Source organism: Streptomyces tatrensis (assembly GCF_049310065.1).
In the GTDB taxonomy this organism is placed as follows: Bacteria; Actinomycetota; Actinomycetes; order Streptomycetales; family Streptomycetaceae; genus Streptomyces.
In genome coordinates this window covers 1985933-2001813 of sequence record NZ_JBMDLB010000011.1, presented here as the reverse complement: position 1 = coordinate 2001813, position 15881 = coordinate 1985933, and the positions used below count along the sequence as shown (strand labels likewise).

14 protein-coding genes are annotated in these 15881 nt (G+C 71.3%); 11 read left to right on the top strand and 3 right to left on the bottom strand.

What is annotated here, in order from left to right; genetic code table 11:
* Positions 1-75: 75 nt before the first annotated feature.
* Positions 76-2052: a threonine--tRNA ligase gene (gene thrS, locus ACODT5_RS24745; protein ID WP_422521466.1), complete on the top strand. Its 1977-nt coding sequence runs from the start codon at positions 76-78 to the stop codon at positions 2050-2052.
* A gap of 49 nt (positions 2053-2101) precedes the next feature.
* On the opposite strand, the gene ACODT5_RS24740 is transcribed toward thrS, so the two are convergent.
* A complete protein-coding gene (locus tag ACODT5_RS24740; protein ID WP_422521465.1) occupies positions 2102-2767 on the bottom strand; it encodes a potassium channel family protein in 666 nt (221 codons plus the stop codon).
* 67 nt (positions 2768-2834) lie between these two features.
* Here ACODT5_RS24740 and ACODT5_RS24735 point away from each other — a divergent pair, with 67 nt between their 5' ends.
* The gene (locus ACODT5_RS24735; RefSeq protein WP_389688475.1) at positions 2835-3395 is read left to right on the top strand and encodes an HIT family protein; all 561 of its coding nucleotides are present in this window, start codon (positions 2835-2837) and stop codon (positions 3393-3395) included.
* A 179-nt stretch (positions 3396-3574) separates the two neighbouring features.
* Here ACODT5_RS24735 and ACODT5_RS24730 read toward each other — a convergent pair whose 3' ends face one another.
* Positions 3575-5245, bottom strand: a complete 1671-nt coding sequence (locus ACODT5_RS24730) for a hypothetical protein (protein WP_422521464.1) — start codon at positions 5243-5245, stop codon at positions 3575-3577.
* A gap of 287 nt (positions 5246-5532) precedes the next feature.
* Positions 5533-7746 carry an elongation factor G-like protein EF-G2 gene (locus ACODT5_RS24725; RefSeq protein WP_422521463.1) on the bottom strand — a complete coding sequence of 738 codons (2214 nt, stop codon included), beginning with the start codon at positions 7744-7746 and terminating at the stop codon, positions 5533-5535.
* A gap of 333 nt (positions 7747-8079) precedes the next feature.
* Here ACODT5_RS24725 and pgsA point away from each other — a divergent pair, with 333 nt between their 5' ends.
* The 9 genes from pgsA (at position 8080) to ruvA (ending at position 15796) form a co-directional block, all read left to right on the top strand.
* On the top strand, positions 8080-8754 hold the full coding sequence (pgsA, locus tag ACODT5_RS24720; protein ID WP_422521462.1) for a phosphatidylinositol phosphate synthase: 675 nt from the start codon (positions 8080-8082) through the stop codon (positions 8752-8754).
* Entirely contained in the window at positions 8754-9677 is a 924-nt protein-coding gene (locus ACODT5_RS24715) for a phosphatidylinositol mannoside acyltransferase (RefSeq protein WP_422521461.1), read from the top strand. The genes pgsA and ACODT5_RS24715 overlap by 1 nt, the downstream gene beginning before the upstream one ends.
* Positions 9674-10837, top strand: a complete 1164-nt coding sequence (locus ACODT5_RS24710; protein WP_422521460.1) for a glycosyltransferase family 4 protein — start codon at positions 9674-9676, stop codon at positions 10835-10837. Before ACODT5_RS24715 ends, ACODT5_RS24710 begins: the two co-directional genes overlap by 4 nt.
* 642 nt (positions 10838-11479) lie before the next feature.
* Positions 11480-12019 (top strand): hypothetical protein, encoded by a 540-nt coding sequence (locus ACODT5_RS24705; protein ID WP_422521459.1) that lies wholly within the window; start codon positions 11480-11482, stop codon positions 12017-12019.
* Between the two features lie 153 nt (positions 12020-12172).
* Positions 12173-13090 carry a pyridoxal 5'-phosphate synthase lyase subunit PdxS gene (gene pdxS, locus ACODT5_RS24700; RefSeq protein WP_112446777.1) on the top strand — a complete coding sequence of 306 codons (918 nt, stop codon included), beginning with the start codon at positions 12173-12175 and terminating at the stop codon, positions 13088-13090.
* 8 nt (positions 13091-13098) lie between these two features.
* Positions 13099-13692: a pyridoxal 5'-phosphate synthase glutaminase subunit PdxT gene (pdxT, locus tag ACODT5_RS24695; protein WP_266910345.1), complete on the top strand. Its 594-nt coding sequence runs from the start codon at positions 13099-13101 to the stop codon at positions 13690-13692.
* 57 nt (positions 13693-13749) lie between these two features.
* Positions 13750-14502, top strand: coding sequence for a YebC/PmpR family DNA-binding transcriptional regulator (locus ACODT5_RS24690; protein WP_243334244.1), 753 nt, complete (start codon positions 13750-13752; stop codon positions 14500-14502).
* 128 nt (positions 14503-14630) lie between these two features.
* Positions 14631-15167 carry a crossover junction endodeoxyribonuclease RuvC gene (ruvC, locus tag ACODT5_RS24685; RefSeq protein ID WP_422521458.1) on the top strand — a complete coding sequence of 179 codons (537 nt, stop codon included), beginning with the start codon at positions 14631-14633 and terminating at the stop codon, positions 15165-15167.
* On the top strand, positions 15164-15796 hold the full coding sequence (ruvA, locus tag ACODT5_RS24680) for a Holliday junction branch migration protein RuvA (protein ID WP_422521457.1): 633 nt from the start codon (positions 15164-15166) through the stop codon (positions 15794-15796). The genes ruvC and ruvA overlap by 4 nt, the downstream gene beginning before the upstream one ends.
* Positions 15797-15881 lie beyond the last annotated feature (85 nt).

Sequence of the window (15881 nt, the reverse complement as noted above, 5' to 3'; positions counted from 1 at the left end):
GCGCAGCCCATCCGCTCGGTACGATTCAGACGCGCAGTGATCCGCTCGCGCACCCCCTGAGTCAGGAGCAGACCGGTGTCAGACGTCCGTGTGATCATCCAACGCGATTCCGAGCGGGACGAGCGCGTGGTGGCCACGGGCACTACGGCGGCAGAGCTCTTCGCCGGCGAGCGCACCATCGTCGCCGCGCGCATCGCAGGTGAGCTGAAGGACCTCGCGTACGAGGTGAAGGACGGCGAGACCGTCGAGCCCGTGGAGATCTCCTCCCCGGACGGCCTCGACATCCTGCGCCACTCCACCGCGCACGTCATGGCGCAGGCCGTGCAGGAGCTGTTCCCCGAGGCCAAGCTGGGCATCGGCCCGCCGGTCCGGGACGGCTTCTACTACGACTTCGACGTCGCGAAGCCCTTCACCCCCGATGACCTCAAGGCCATCGAGAAGAAGATGCAGGAGATCCAGAAGCGCGGCCAGCGCTTCGCCCGCCGCGTCGTCACCGACGAGGCGGCCCGCGAGGAGCTGGCGAACGAGCCCTACAAGCTGGAGCTCATCGGCATCAAGGGTTCGGCCTCGACCGACGACGGCGCGAACGTCGAGGTGGGCGGCGGCGAGCTGACCATCTACGACAACTTCGACGCCAAGACCGGCGACCTGTGCTGGAAGGACCTCTGCCGGGGCCCCCACCTGCCGACCACCCGCAACATCCCGGCGTTCAAGCTGATGCGCAACGCCGCCGCCTACTGGCGCGGCAGCGAGAAGAACCCGATGCTCCAGCGCATCTACGGCACCGCGTGGCCGTCGAAGGAGGAGCTGAAGGCCCACCTCGACTTCCTCGTGGAGGCCGAGAAGCGCGACCACCGCAAGCTCGGCACCGAGCTCGACCTGTTCTCCGTACAGGACGAGATCGGCTCCGGCCTGGCCGTCTTCCACCCCCGTGGCGGCGTCATCCGCCGCACCATGGAGGACTACTCGCGCAAGCGGCACGAGGAAGAGGGCTACGAGTTCGTCTACACCCCGCACGCCACCAAGGGCACCCTCTTCGAGAAGAGCGGCCACCTGGACTGGTACGCGGAGGGCATGTACCCCCCCATGCAGCTCGACGGTGGTACCGACTACTACCTCAAGCCCATGAACTGCCCGATGCACAACCTGATCTTCGACGCGCGCGGCCGCTCCTACCGCGAACTGCCGCTGCGCCTCTTCGAGTTCGGCACCGTGTACCGGTACGAGAAGTCCGGCGTCGTGCACGGCCTGACCCGCTCGCGCGGTTTCACCCAGGACGACGCGCACATCTACTGCACCAAGGAGCAGATGGCGGAGGAGCTCGACCGCACGCTGACCTTCGTGCTGAACCTGCTCCGCGACTACGGTCTGACCGACTTCTACCTGGAGCTGTCGACCAAGGACCCGGAGAAGTTCGTCGGCTCGGACGAGATCTGGGAGGAGGCCACCGCCACCCTCCAGCAGGTCGCCGAGAAGCAGGGCCTGCCCCTGGTCCCGGACCCGGGCGGCGCCGCGTTCTACGGCCCGAAGATCTCGGTCCAGTGCCGTGACGCGATCGGCCGCACCTGGCAGATGTCGACCGTGCAGCTCGACTTCAACCTGCCGGAGCGCTTCAACCTGGAGTACACCGGCCCCGACGGCACCAAGCAGCGGCCGGTCATGATCCACCGTGCGCTGTTCGGTTCCATCGAGCGGTTCTTCGCCGTCCTGCTGGAGCACTACGCGGGCGTCATGCCGCCGTGGCTCGCCCCGGTCCAGGCGGTCGGCATCCCGATCGGCGACTCGCACGTCGAGTACCTGCAGGAGTTCGCCGCCGAGGCGAAGAAGAAGGGCCTGCGCGTCGAGGTGGACGCCTCCTCCGACCGCATGCAGAAGAAGATCCGCAACCAGCAGAAGCTGAAGGTCCCCTTCATGATCATCGTCGGTGACGAGGACATGGCCGCGGGCACCGTCTCCTTCCGCTACCGCGACGGTTCGCAGGAGAACGGCGTCCCGCGCGACCAGGCGCTGGCGAAGCTCGTCGACGTCGTGGAGCGCCGCGTCCAGGTGTGACGCTTGTGGCGGCGGTGGCCGCCGCGACGGCCCGGAGCCCCCGGGGACCTCAGGTCCCCGGGGGCTCCTCCTCGTCCTGGCGGCGGAACACCTGGAGCATCCAGGAGGAGAACGAGCCCGTCACCGCGCCCAGCAGCGCCAGGCCGCCCGCCATCAGGAACGCCGCGATGATCCGGCCCATCGGGGTGACCGGGGCCATGTCCCCGTAGCCCACCGTGGTCAGCGTCTCGGCCACCCACCACACCGCGTCCCCGAAGGTGTGGATCGTGGCCTCCGGGGCCCGGCGCTCGAAGTGGTAGACCGCGAGCGCGCCCGCGAACCCGAGCAGCCCGGCCGAAAGGCCGGCGTACGACATCACCCGCGCGTGGAGCCCCTGGCGCGGGCGGCTCCGCCGGGCCTGGATCGCGTTGTGGACCTTGACCATGCGCAGCGGCCGCAGCATCGGCAGCAGCACGATCAGGGTGTCCAGCCAGTGCACGCGGACGAAGCGCAGCGGCCGCATGCCGCTCAGGATCAGCCGGGCCAGGTAGTCCACGATGAAGCAGATCCAGGTCAGCGCGACCACGCCGAGACCGATGTCCCGCCAGAGCGGGTGGGCTCGGTAGGCCAGGACGGAGACCGCGTAGGCGGCCAGGAAGAGCAGGGAGGCGTAGAACAGCGGCAGCTCGGTCCGGCGTTCCCAGGCCTGGTCACCGGTCTCGGGTGCATCGTTCATGGGCCCAGCATCGCGTCCCGCACACCGGTGTTCGCCCCGGCGACACGCCGCTCGGGGGCAAGGTCATATGCTGCATCCCATGACGATTGAGCCGGAGCAGCAGATCGGTGTGGGCACGCAGGACGCGTTCCAGCGTCTGTGGACGCCCCACCGGATGGCCTACATCCAGGGGGAGAACAAGCCGACCGGGCCGGAGGCCGGGGACGGCTGTCCCTTCTGCGGGATTCCGGAGATGTCGGACCAGGACGGCCTGGTCGTGGCCCGGGGCAAGCACGTCTACGCCGTGCTGAACCTCTACCCGTACAACGGCGGCCACCTGATGGTCGTGCCGTACCGGCACGTCGCCGACTACACGGACCTGGACGCCGCCGAGACCCTCGAACTCGCCGACCTGACGAAGCGGGCGATGGTCGCGCTGCGCAAGGCCTCCGGTGCGCACGGGTTCAACATCGGCATGAACCAGGGCCAGGCCGCCGGAGCGGGCATCGCCGCGCACCTGCACCAGCACATCGTGCCCCGCTGGGGCGGGGACACGAACTTCATGCCGGTCGTGGGCCACACCAAGGTGCTGCCCCAACTCCTCGCGGACACGCGGCAGATGCTGGCCGACTCCTGGCCCACGGGCTGAGACGACCGGCCTGGCCCACGGGCTGAGACGACCGGCCTGGCCCACGGGCTGAGACGACCGGCCGGGCCCACGGGCTGAGACGACCGGCCGGGCCCACGGGCTGAGACCACCGGCCGGGCCCACCGGCTGAGACCACCGGCCGGGCCCCACCCGATGGGGCCCGGCCGGTGGGCCGGGGCTCACGCGTCGTAGACGTCCGCCTTGCGCGGTGCGGCGTCCTGGACCAGACCGCTGACGATCATCGAGCGGTTGGTGAAGCGTTCGGTGTCGACCCCGTTCTCCTCCAGGACCCGCATCGCGGCGGTGTGCACCGCCCGCAGGACCGGGGTCGCGGCGCGCATCGCGTCGTCCGCCATGAAGCGGTGGCGCCACGGCTGGCCGGCCCAGACGTGGCGGACGCCGAAGGGCTCCGGGAGGACGAGCTTGCCGCCCAGGAAGTCCAGGAGCGGCGGGTACCAGGTGAGCGGCGCGCGCACGGCGAGGCGTACGACCTCGCTCGTGTCGACCACGGGCCGCTTGAGCTCCACGGTTTCCCAGAAGCGCACGGATTTGGCGACCTCGTCCACGGGCGCCGCCGATTTGGTGGTGAACAGGCCGTGCACCGGGCCGAGCGCGTGTCCGGTGACCTCCACGCGCAGGGTCTTGTAGAGCACGGTGACCGTGACCAGCATGGTGATCACGAGCTGGCCGTCCCAGAGCGGGTACTGGATGCCGAGGTAGTGCCGGTTGCCGGCGCTGAACTGCTGCTCGTTGCAGATCCGGGTGATCTCGTGCGGCTTGACCAGGAAGGTGTCCACGTCCGCTCCGCTGGGGAGGGTCACTTCCTTGGCGCCCTCGCCGACCGGGCTGACGATCCAGTGCTTGATGGAGGCGGGCGGGAGACCGCCGGTGTGCAGGGGGCCGCGCTCCAGCTTGCGCAGCTGGGTGTCGATCGCGCGGATGACGTCCCAGCTGCGGAACGGGTGGATCTCGTGGCCCTCGTTCTTGGGGGCGAGCTCCTCGGCCATCTGCCAGCTGCCCCAGCGGGTGCCCATGCCGAGGATGCCCTTGGGGCCGGCGTAGAAGACGGCATTGCTGCGGTCCTCGGCGGTGAGCTTGGCCAGGGAGTGGCGCAGGTCCTCGCGGGCCTTCTCGTCGGGGTTGCCGGGGACGGCCTCCGGGATCTTGGCGGCCACCCCGCCGCCGCCCGCGAGGAGCCCGTCCCAGCGGGAGCGCAGGTCTTCCGCGGTGGCCTCGCAGAGCCGGCGGGCGAGGAACCAGCCGACGACCGGGGCGATGACCATGGCGCGGACGTAGAGGCCCAGGAAGCCGGTCACCGGGAGCCGGAACATGAGCACGGCGACCACCAGGCCCACGCCGACGAGGAGCGCCGTGCCCATCCAGGAGGCCCGTTTGGCCTTGGAGCCCGCCAGGGCCTTGCGGGCCCAGAACAGGCCGAGCCACAGCAGCAGGCCGGGGAGGAACACGACCCCGCAGACGAGCATGATCAGGCGGAGCTTGCGGTCGCGCTCCTTGCGGATGCGGGAGGCGGCCAGGCAGTGCTCGACGACGGTCTGCGGGTCGGCGCCGAAGGACTGGATGAGGGGCTTGCGGGTGGGCGGGATGGTGCGGGCCTCGACGGCGCGGCAGAAGGCCTCGCCGAGATTGGGCGCGAGCAGGGAGACCTTGGCCGGTTTGACGACGGACTCGTGGTACTCGTTGTTGGCCTTGAGTATCTCTTCCAGCTTGGTGTCGCGTCCGCCGTCCCGGTAGGCGGCGGAAGCGAGGGCGTTGGTCGCGGCGGTCTGGCCGCCGCCGCCCTGGAGTGGGATCTGTGCCCCGGGCCTGAAGTCGAATCCGTCGTCCGCCACCGCTGCCCCCATCGCTGTGCGTCGTACTCGTGTGCCTCGTGTGCGGGCCTGCCCGCGATGCCGCCCGCTCCGGGTGGTGTTCCCCGGTGCGGCGTTCCCGCCCTGCGCGCCGTGCCGACTGCTGTGCCCACTTGCTGGGCCCACCCGCCGGGCCCACCCGCTTGGTCTACCCCTTCGGCCTGCCCGACTCACGCGCGGACGAGCCTATCGGCCGATTCCTCCCCGTGGTCATGGGACAGCCAAATACCGCCCACCGCAAGCGGGTTGGGTGGGCGGTCAGGATGACGCTATGTCAGTTGGCTTCCCTTCTCTGACTGTTCGCGCAGCTTGTCCGCTATCTGTGGCGGCATCGGCTCGTGGCGCGCGTACGTACGGCTGAACTGCCCCGTGCCGTGCGATACGGAGCGCAGCTCGACGGCGTACCGGCCGATCTCGATCTCGGGGATCTCGGCGAGCACCCGGGTGCGGCCGGCGCCCGCGGCGTCCGTGCCGACGACGCGGCCCCGGCGGCCGGCGAGGTCGCTCATGACGGGGCCGACGTACTCGTCGGGAACGAGCACGGCGAGCTCGGCGACCGGTTCGAGGAGCCGGACCGGGGCCCCGGCGGCGGCCTCGCGCAGGGCGAGGGCGCCCGCGGTCTGGAAGGCGGCGTCGGAGGAGTCCACCGAGTGGGCCTTGCCGTCGAGCAGGGTGATGCGTACGTCGACCAGCGGGTAGCCCGCCGCGAGGCCCCGGGCGGCCTGGGCGCGGACGCCCTTCTCCACGGACGGGATGAACTGGCGCGGCACGGCCCCGCCGACGACCTTGTCGACGAACTCGATGCCGGTGCCCGGCGGCAGCGGCTCCACCTCGATCTCGCAGATGGCGAACTGGCCGTGCCCGCCGGACTGTTTGACGTGCCGTCCGCGGCCGCCGGCCTTGGAGCCGAAGGTCTCGCGGAGGCTGACCTTGTGCGGGACCGGGTCGACCTGGACCCCGTACCGGGTGCGCAGCCGTTCGAGGGCGAGGTCCTGATGGGCTTCGCCGAGGCACCACAGGACGAGCTGGCGGGTGTGCGGGTTCTGTTCGAGCCGCATGGTCGGGTCCTCGGCGACCAGCCGGGCCAGGCCCTGGGAGAGCTTGTCCTCGTCGGCCTTGCTGTGGGCCTCGATGGCGAGGGGGAGCAGCGGGTCGGGCATGGACCAGGCCTCCATCAGGAGGGGCCGGTCCTTGGCGGAGAGGGTGTCGCCGGTCTCGGCGCGGGTGAGTTTGGCCACGCAGGCCAGATCGCCGGCGATGCAGTGGGAAAGGGTGCGCTGCTGTTTTCCGAAGGGGGAGGTCAGGGCGCCGATCCGCTCGTCCACGTCGTGGTCCTCGTGTCCGCGGTCGGTCAGTCCGTGGCCGCTGACGTGCACCGTCTCGTCGGGGCGCAGGGTGCCGGAGAAGACGCGGACGAGCGAGACGCGGCCGACGTAGGGGTCGGAGGAGGTCTTCACCACCTCGGCGACGAGCGGCCCGTCCGGATCGCAGGTGACCGCGGGGCGGGGCGTGCCGTCGGGCGTGGTGACCCCCACGGGCGCGCGCTCCAGCGGGGTGGGGAAGCCCCCGGTGATCAGTTCGAGGAGCTCTACGGTGCCCAGGCCCTTGCGGGCGCCGTCGGCGGCGGGTGCGGCCATCAGGACGGGGTGGAAGGTGCCGCGGGCCACGGCGCGCTCCAGATCGTCGACCAGGGTCTTGAGGTCGATGTCCTCGCCGCCGAGGTAGCGGTCCATGAGGGTCTCGTCCTCGCTCTCGGCGATGATCCCCTCGATCAGCCGGGCGCGGGCGTCGGTGATCAGGGCGAGCTCGCCGGGGTCCGGGTCGCGTTCGACGCGGTCGCCGGAGGTGTAGTCGTAGACGCGCTGGGAGAGCAGCCCGAGCAGTCCGGTCACCGGGGCGTGGCCGTCGGGGGCGGCGGGGCCGTGCAGGGGCAGGTAGAGCGGGCGCACGGCATCGGGGTCGTCCGCTCCGAAGGCGTCGCCGCACACCGTGGTCATCTGCGTGTAGTCGGCGCGGGCGGCTTCCAGGTGGGTCACGACGATGGCGCGCGGCATGCCGACGGCGGCGCATTCGTCCCAGACCATCCGGGTGGCTCCGGAGAGCCCGTCGCCGTCCTCGGCCGCCGAGATCACGAAGAGGGCCGCGTCGGCGGCGCGCAGTCCGGCCCGGAGCTCTCCGACGAAGTCGGCGTAACCGGGGGTGTCCAAGATGTTGATCTTGATCCCGGCCCACTCCACGGGGACCAGGGAGAGCTGGATGGAGCGCTGACGGCGGTGCTCGATCTCGTCGTAGTCGGAGACGGTGGCGCCGTCCTCGACGCGCCCGGCCCGGTTCACGGCGCCGGCGGTCAGGGCCAGGGCTTCGACCAGGGTGGTCTTGCCGGATCCGCTGTGGCCGACCAGCACGACGTTGCGTACGGACGCCGGGCGGTCGGCCGTCGGTGCCCTTCCGGCGGCTCCGGATTGGTGTGATGCGGCTCCCACGATGCTCGTGCCTCCCGATTGGAGGGGATGAAGGGGAAAAAGGCCTCCAAGGCCTCCTTCGAGCTTTGCACTGCCGTCACACCCCGTCCATACGTCGTACCGGAACCGCGGGAACCGCAGGGGCGCGGAGGGGCACGGCGGGGACCCGGAGGGAGGCGGCGGGAGCCGCTGGACGGGCGTCCGGAACGTGGCGAACGGCCCGAGAACGGCCCGAGAACGGCCCGCGTCGTGTGAACCGGTGGGTGCGCGGCGCCGATGGCCCGGGGCCCTGGCTACGATGGGCCAGCCGGTGGCCGTGGTGGCCGTGCGGCCCAGCGACCCTCCGGGAAGGCCATGCTGAACAAGTACGCGCGTGCATTCTTCACGCGTGTTCTCACGCCATTCGCCGCTCTTCTGCTCCGGATGGGAGTGAGTCCCGACGCGGTCACCCTCATCGGCACGGCCGGAGTGGTGGCCGGAGCCCTGGTCTTCTTCCCCATGGGCGAGTTCTTCTGGGGCACGATCACCATCACGCTCTTCGTCTTCTCCGACCTGGTGGACGGGAACATGGCCCGTCAGGCCGGCGTCTCCAGCCGGTGGGGCGCGTTCCTCGACTCCACCCTCGACCGGGTGGCGGACGCGGCGATCTTCGGCGGACTCGCACTCTGGTACGCGGGTTCCGGGAACAACAACGCGCTCTGCGCCGTCGCCATCTTCTGCCTGGCCAGCGGCCAGGTCGTCTCGTACACCAAGGCCCGCGGCGAGTCGATCGGCCTGCCGGTGGCCGTCAACGGGCTCATCGAGCGCGCCGAACGCCTGGTGATCACGCTCGTCGCCGCCGGCCTGTCCGGTCTGGAGACCTTCGGCGTCCCCTCGTGGATCGGCCTGCTGCTGCCGATCGCGCTGTGGGTGGTCGCGGCGGGCTCGCTCGTGACCCTGATCCAGCGCGTGGTGACCGTACGGCGCGAATCGGCCGAGGCCGACGCCGCCGCTGCCGCGGGTGCTCCCTCCGAAGGCGGTACGCCCTGATGGGCAAGGCACAGGACAAGCTGGTCGACGGGCTCTACGGGCTCGGCTGGGCCGGGGTCAAGAAGCTGCCCGAGCCGGCCGCCGCGGCCCTCGGCCGGCGGATCGCGGACTTCGTCTGGAAGCGGCGCGGCAAGAGCGTGCTGCGCCTGGAGTCGAACCTGGCCCGGGTGGTGCCGGACGCGACGCCCGAGCGGCTGCGCGAGCTGTCGCACGAGGGCATGCGCTCCTACATGCGGTACTGGATGGAGTCGTTCCGCCTGCCGACCATGGCCAAGGAACGATTCAGCTCCGACGTGGAGATGAAGGACGACCACATCCTGCGCGAGGCCCTGGCCTCCGGACGCGGAGTGATCGTCGCCCTCCCGCACCTGGCCAACTGGGACCTCGCCGGCGCCTGGGCCGTCACCCACATCGGAGTCCCCTTCACCACCGTCGCCGAGCGGCTCAAGCCCGAGACGCTCTACGACCGCTTCGTCGCCTACCGCGAGAGCCTGGGCATGGAGGTGCTCCCGCACAACGGCGGCGCCGCCTTCGGCACGCTCGCGCGGCGGCTGCGCTCCGGCGGGCTGGTCTGCCTGGTCGCGGACCGGGACCTGTCGGCCTCCGGGGTGGAAGTGGACTTCTTCGGCTCGGCCGCACGGATGCCCGCCGGGCCCGCCCTGCTCGCCCAGCAGACCGGCGCGGTCCTGCTCCCGGCCACCCTGTACTACGGGGACGCGCCGAAGATGTACGGCCGGATCCACTCCCCGGTGGAGGTGCCCGGGAACGGCACCCGGCAGGAGAAGACGGCCGTCATGACGCAGGCGCTCGCCGACGCCTTCGCCGGGGGCATCGCCGAACACCCGCAGGACTGGCACATGCTCCAGCGGCTCTGGCTCGACGATCTGGACACCGACGGCCGGCCCGAGGAGCACTCCGCGTGAAGATCGGCATCGTCTGCCCGTACTCCTGGGACGTGCCCGGCGGGGTCCAGTTCCACATCCGGGACCTGGCGGAACACCTGATCGGCCTCGGCCACGAGGTGTCCGTCCTGGCCCCGTCGGACGACGAGACCGGACTGCCCCCCTACGTGGTGTCGGCGGGGCGGGCGGTGCCGGTGCCGTACAACGGCTCGGTGGCCCGGCTCAACTTCGGCTTCCTGTCGGCGGCCCGCGTACGGCGCTGGCTGCACGACGGGGTCTTCGACGTGGTCCACATCCACGAGCCGATGGCCCCCTCGCTCGGGCTGCTGACCTGCTGGGCGGCGCAGGGCCCGATCGTGGCCACCTTCCACACCTCCAACCCGCGCTCCCGGGCGATGCTCGCGGCGTACCCGATCCTGCAGCCGGCGCTGGAGAAGATCAGCGCCCGGATCGCGGTGAGCGAGTACGCGCGGCGCACGCTGGTCGAGCACCTCGGCGGGGACGCCGTGGTCATCCCCAACGGCGTGGACGTGGACTTCTTCGCCAAGGCCGACCCGAACCCGGCCTGGTCGGGCCAGACCCTCGGCTTCATCGGCCGGATCGACGAACCGCGCAAGGGCCTGCCGGTCCTCATGGCGGCCTTCCCCCGCATCGTGGAGCAGTGCCCGGACGTACGCCTCCTGGTGGCGGGCCGCGGCGACGAGGAGGAGGCGGTCGCCTCCCTGCCGCCCGGACTCCGCTCCCGGGTCGAGTTCCTCGGCATGGTCTCGGACGAGGACAAGGCGCGGCTGCTGCGCAGCGTCGACGTGTACGTGGCCCCGAACACGGGCGGCGAGAGCTTCGGCATCATCCTGGTCGAGGCGCTCTCGGCCCGGGCGGCCGTCCTCGCGGCCGACCTCGACGCCTTCGCGCAGGTCCTGGACCAGGGGGCGGCGGGGGAGCTGTTCTCGAACGAGGACCCCGACTCCCTGGCGGCCTCGGCCGTGGCCCTCCTGCGCGACCCCGCCCGCCGCGCGGAACTGAGCACCCGCGGCTCGGCCCACGTACGCCGCTTCGACTGGTCGACGGTGGCGGCGGACATCCTGGCCGTCTACGAAACGGTGACCGACGGCGCGGCGGCGGTGGCGGCGGACGAGCGGATCCCGCTCCGCACCCGCCTGGGCCTCTCCCGCGACGCGTAGCCCCTCCGGGCCCGGTCCGGCCCGGGCCCGGTCCGGTCCGGGCCTGTCCGGGCCTGTCCGGACCCCGGCCCGGTCCGGTCCCTGGCCCCGTCCGGGCTCCGGTCCGGGTGCTGCCGCGGCGGCCCGTCCCCACGGGACCCCGGCTGCGGGTGTGCCGCTGCGCGGGGCGAAAGGTCCCCTACCCGCCCTTCGCCCGTTCCCCGGGGCTGCGCCCCGGACCCGTTTCCGGGGGCCAGCCCTCGGACCCCCGCTCCTCAAACGCCGGAGGGGCTGGATTCGGGCAGGAGTCGGCCCTGACCGTGCGGCGCGGCGGCGAGGCTGGGTTGCCCGGAGGGAAATTCTGGCCCCGCCGGCGTTTGAGGCGCGGGTCCGGGCGGAGCCCGGGGAACGGGCGAAGGGCGGGTAGGGGACCCAGCCCCGCAGGGCAGCCCACCCGCACCCGCCCACCGGCCCCGGCAACAGGCGGCGGTGGCCAAACCCCCGCCCGACCACCGCCGGACGGAGTCCGGCGCAGCGGGGCGAAGCCCGCGCAGCGGTGCGAGCTCCGCGTCAAGAAGGTGCCCGGCGCAGCGGGGCGAAGCCCGGGAAGCGCGCCAGCGCTGAGCGGTGCGAGCTCCGCGTCGAAAGGTAGAGTCGCGGCCCGTGATCGAAACCCTTGTCTGGATTGCCCTCGGCCTCGGCCTCGTCGGGGTCTACCTCAGTTGGACCGCCGGCCGGCTCGACCGGCTGCACTCCCGGATGGACGCCGCCCGCGCCGGTCTCGACGCGCAGCTCGTCCGCCGGGCCTCCGTGGTGCTGGAAGTGGCGACCTCCGGGGTGCTGGACCCCGCCTCCTCCCTCGTCCTGTACGAGGCCGCGCACGCCGCCCGCCAAGCGGAGGAGGAGCACCGCGAGGTAGCCGAGAGCGAGCTCAGCCAGGCACTGCGGGCGGTGTTCGCCGACGTCGGGCAGGTCGACGCGCTCAAGGCCGCCCGGGGCGGCGCGGAGGCCACCGAGGAGCTCGCCGCGGCGGTCCGCCGGGTGCCGATGGCACGCCGGTTCCTCAACGACTCCGTACGCGCGGCCAGGGCCCTGCGCCGGCACCGGAAGGTCCGCTGGTTCCGGCTCGCGGGCCACGCACCGTTCCCGCTGGCCTTCGAGATGGACGACGAGCCTCCGGTGGATCTGGCCGAGCGGCCTTAACTTGTACCCAATGGCCAAATCACAAGGAGCCACCGGCTGCACATTGGCCCTTGCCGTGGACTGGTCGAGAAGGTTTCCTCGGTCCAGTACCACCAGGTCGCCCCGGCGATCACCAGTAGCGCCTGAATCTTTCCTTTCGAGTGAGGTCAATCCGTGAGCACGCTTCCCTCCACCCCGCAGTCCGCCGAGTCGGCGATCGGCACCTCCCGCGTCAAGCGCGGCATGGCCGAGCAGCTCAAGGGCGGCGTGATCATGGATGTGGTCAACGCCGAGCAGGCGAAGATCGCCGAGGACGCCGGCGCCGTGGCCGTCATGGCCCTGGAGCGGGTTCCCGCCGACATCCGCAAGGACGGCGGCGTCGCCCGGATGTCCGACCCGAACATGATCGAAGAGATCATCGAGGCCGTCTCCATCCCGGTCATGGCGAAGTCCCGCATCGGCCACTTCGTCGAGGCCCAGGTCCTCCAGTCCCTCGGCGTCGACTACATCGACGAGTCCGAGGTCCTGACCCCGGCCGACGAGGTCAACCACTCCGACAAGTGGGCGTACACCACCCCCTTCGTCTGTGGCGCCACCAACCTGGGCGAGGCCCTGCGCCGCATCGCCGAGGGTGCGGCCATGATCCGCTCGAAGGGCGAGGCCGGCACGGGCAACGTGGTCGAGGCCGTCCGCCACCTGCGCCAGATCAAGAACGAGATCGCCCGCCTGCGCGGCTACGACAACAACGAGCTGTTCGCCGCGGCCAAGGAGCTGCGCGCCCCGTACGAGCTGGTCAAGGAAGTTGCCGAGCTCGGCAAGCTCCCGGTCGTGCTGTTCTCCGCCGGTGGCGTCGCCACCCCGGCCGACGCCGCGCTGATGCGCCAGCTCGGTGCCGAGGGCGTCTTCGTCGGCTCCGGCATCTTCAAGTCGGGCGACCCGGCCAAGCGCGCCGCCGCCATCGTGAAGGCCACCACCTTCTACGACGACCCGAAGATCATCGCGGACGCCTCCCGCAACCTGGGCGAGGCCATGGTCGGCATCAACTGCGACACCCTCCCCGAGTCCGAGCGCTACGCCAACCGCGGCTGGTAGTCATCACCATGACGAACACCCCCGTCATCGGTGTCCTGGCGCTCCAGGGCGACGTACGGGAGCACCTGATCGCCCTGGCCTCGGCTGACGCCGTGGCCAGGCCGGTCCGGCGTCCCGAGGAGCTCGCCGAGGTCGACGCCCTGGTGATCCCCGGCGGCGAGTCCACGACCATGTCGAAGCTCGCCGTGCTGTTCGGCATGCTGGAGCCGCTGCGCGAGCGCGTGCGGGCCGGGATGCCGGTCTACGGCACCTGCGCCGGCATGATCATGCTCGCCGACAAGCTGCTGGACGGCCGTGAGGACCAGGAGACCCTGGGCGGCATCGACATGATCGTGCGCCGCAACGCCTTCGGCCGGCAGAACGAGTCCTTCGAGGCGCAGGTCGACTTCGCCGGCATCGAGGGCGGCCCCGTCGAGGGCGTCTTCATCCGCGCTCCCTGGGTCGAGTCCGTCGGCGGAGCCGCCGAGGTGCTCGCCACGTACGACGGCCACACCGTCGCCGTACGCCAGGGCAACGTCCTCGCCACCTCCTTCCACCCGGAGCTCACGGGCGACGACCGGGTCCACGCGTACTTCGTCGACATGGTGCGCGCCGGGCTGTAACGGCGTCCCGGTAGGATCTGAGGCGAACATTGTTGGTGACGCGAAGGAGACAGGCAGATGTCCGGCCACTCTAAATGGGCTACGACGAAGCACAAGAAGGCCGTGGTTGACGCCAAGCGCGGCAAGCTCTTCGCGAAGCTGATCAAGAACATCGAGGTCGCGGCCCGTATGGGCGGCGCCGACATCGATGGCAACCCGACCCTCTTCGACGCCATCCAGAAGGCGAAGAAGAGCTCGGTCCCGAACAAGAACATCGACTCCGCGGTCAAGCGCGGCGGCGGCCTCGAGGCCGGCGGCGCCGACTACGAGACGATCATGTACGAAGGCTACGGCCCCAACGGTGTCGCGGTGCTCATCGAGTGCCTCACCGACAACCGCAACCGTGCCGCGTCCGACGTGCGGGTCGCCATGACCCGCAACGGCGGTTCGATGGCCGACCCGGGCTCGGTCTCGTACCTCTTCAACCGCAAGGGCGTCGTCCTGCTGCCCAAGGGCGAGCTGTCCGAGGACGACGTGCTCGAGACGGTGCTGGAGGCGGGCGCCGAGGAGGTCAACGACCTCGGCGAGCAGTTCGAGATCATCAGCGAGGCCACCGACATGGTCGCGGTCCGTACCGCGCTCCAGCAGGCGGGCATCGACTACGACTCGGCCGACTCCAACTTCCTGCCGACCATGCAGGTCGAGCTGGACGAAGAGGGCGCGCGCAAGATCTTCAAGCTGATCGACGCGCTGGAGGACAGCGACGACGTGCAGAACGTCTTCGCCAACTTCGACGTCTCGGACGAGGTCATGGAGAAGGTCGACGCCTGAAGGGCGTAGACCACGCACGGCTTTGAACAGCGGGCCGACGGGGACACACCCCGTCGGCCCGCTGCTTTGTCAGTGCCGCCCGATAACCTGCGAAGCTGCACGTACAGGAGATCGAAGAAGGGGGCGGGGTGCGCGTACTGGGTGTTGACCCGGGCCTGACCCGATGCGGTGTCGGTGTGGTCGAGGGGGTGGCGGGCCGTCCCCTGACGATGCTGGGCGTGGGAGTCGTACGGACGCCCGCGGACGCCGAGTTGGGCCACCGGCTCGTCGCGATCGAGCAGGGCATCGAGGAGTGGCTCGACGAGTACCGGCCCGAATTCGTCGCCGTGGAGCGGGTGTTCAGCCAGCACAACGTCAGCACGGTGATGGGCACCGCCCAGGCGAGCGCCGTCGCCATGCTGTGCGCCGCGCGCCGCGGCATACCGGTCGCGCTGCACACCCCGAGCGAGGTCAAGGCCGCCGTCACCGGCAGCGGTCGCGCCGACAAGGCTCAGGTCGGAGCCATGGTCACCCGGCTGCTGCGGCTGTCCGCCCCGCCCAAGCCCGCGGACGCCGCGGACGCCCTCGCCCTCGCCATCTGCCACATCTGGCGCGCCCCCGCGCAGAACCGCCTCCAGCAGGCCGTCGACCGGCATGCCAGCGCCCTGAAAGGCCGCACCACATGATCGCCTTCGTCAGCGGCACGGTCGCCGCACTCGCCCCCACCCTGGCCGTCGTCGAGGTCGGGGGAGTGGGCATGGCCGTGCACTGCACGCCGAACACCATCGCGGGCCTGCGGACCGGTGAACCGGCCCGGCTGGCGACGTCGCTGGTCGTACGGGAGGACTCGCTGACGCTGTACGGCTTCGCCGACGACGACGAGCGCCAGGTCTTCGAGCTCCTGCAGACCGCGAGCGGGGTCGGCCCGAAGCTCGCCCAGGCGATGCTCGGAGTGCACACCCCGGACGCGCTGCGCATCGCCGTCTCCGTGGGCGACGAGAAGGCGCTGATGGCCGTCTCCGGCATCGGGAAGAAGGGCGCGCAGAAGCTGCTGCTGGACCTGAAGGACAAGCTGGGCGCTCCGCTGGGGTCGAGCGGGATGGTCGGCGCGCAGCGTGCGGTGGCCTCCGGCCCGGCGCCGTGGTCGGAGCAGCTGTCCGCCGCCCTGATCGGCCTCGGCTACGCGCCCCGGGACGCGGACGAGGCGGTCTCCGCGGTGACCCCGCAGGCGGAGGCCGCGATCGCCGCCGGCGGTTCGGCCCCCGTGCCGCAGCTCCTGAGGGCGGCCCTCCAGTCCCTCAACCGGGCCCGCTGACACAGGTGCGGCGCCGTTGCCGGGGACCAGCCCCCGGACCCCCGCGCCTCAAACGCCGGCGGGGCTGAATGTGGCCGAAGCCCGG

What these genes read in the sequence shown, in the direction of transcription:
- ACODT5_RS24690 (WP_243334244.1), top strand. Translation starts at nt 13,750, where the DNA reads ATGTCCGGCCACTCTAAATGGGCTACGACGAAGCACAAGAAGGCCGTG.
- ACODT5_RS24715 (WP_422521461.1), top strand. Translation starts at nt 8,754, where the DNA reads ATGGGCAAGGCACAGGACAAGCTGGTCGACGGGCTCTACGGGCTCGGC.
- ACODT5_RS24740 (WP_422521465.1), bottom strand. Translation starts at nt 2,767, where the DNA reads ATGAACGATGCACCCGAGACCGGTGACCAGGCCTGGGAACGCCGGACC.
- ruvA (WP_422521457.1), top strand. Translation starts at nt 15,164, where the DNA reads ATGATCGCCTTCGTCAGCGGCACGGTCGCCGCACTCGCCCCCACCCTG.
- pgsA (WP_422521462.1), top strand. Translation starts at nt 8,080, where the DNA reads ATGCTGAACAAGTACGCGCGTGCATTCTTCACGCGTGTTCTCACGCCA.
- ACODT5_RS24735 (WP_389688475.1), top strand. Translation starts at nt 2,835, where the DNA reads ATGCTGCATCCCATGACGATTGAGCCGGAGCAGCAGATCGGTGTGGGC.
- pdxT (WP_266910345.1), top strand. Translation starts at nt 13,099, where the DNA reads ATGACGAACACCCCCGTCATCGGTGTCCTGGCGCTCCAGGGCGACGTA.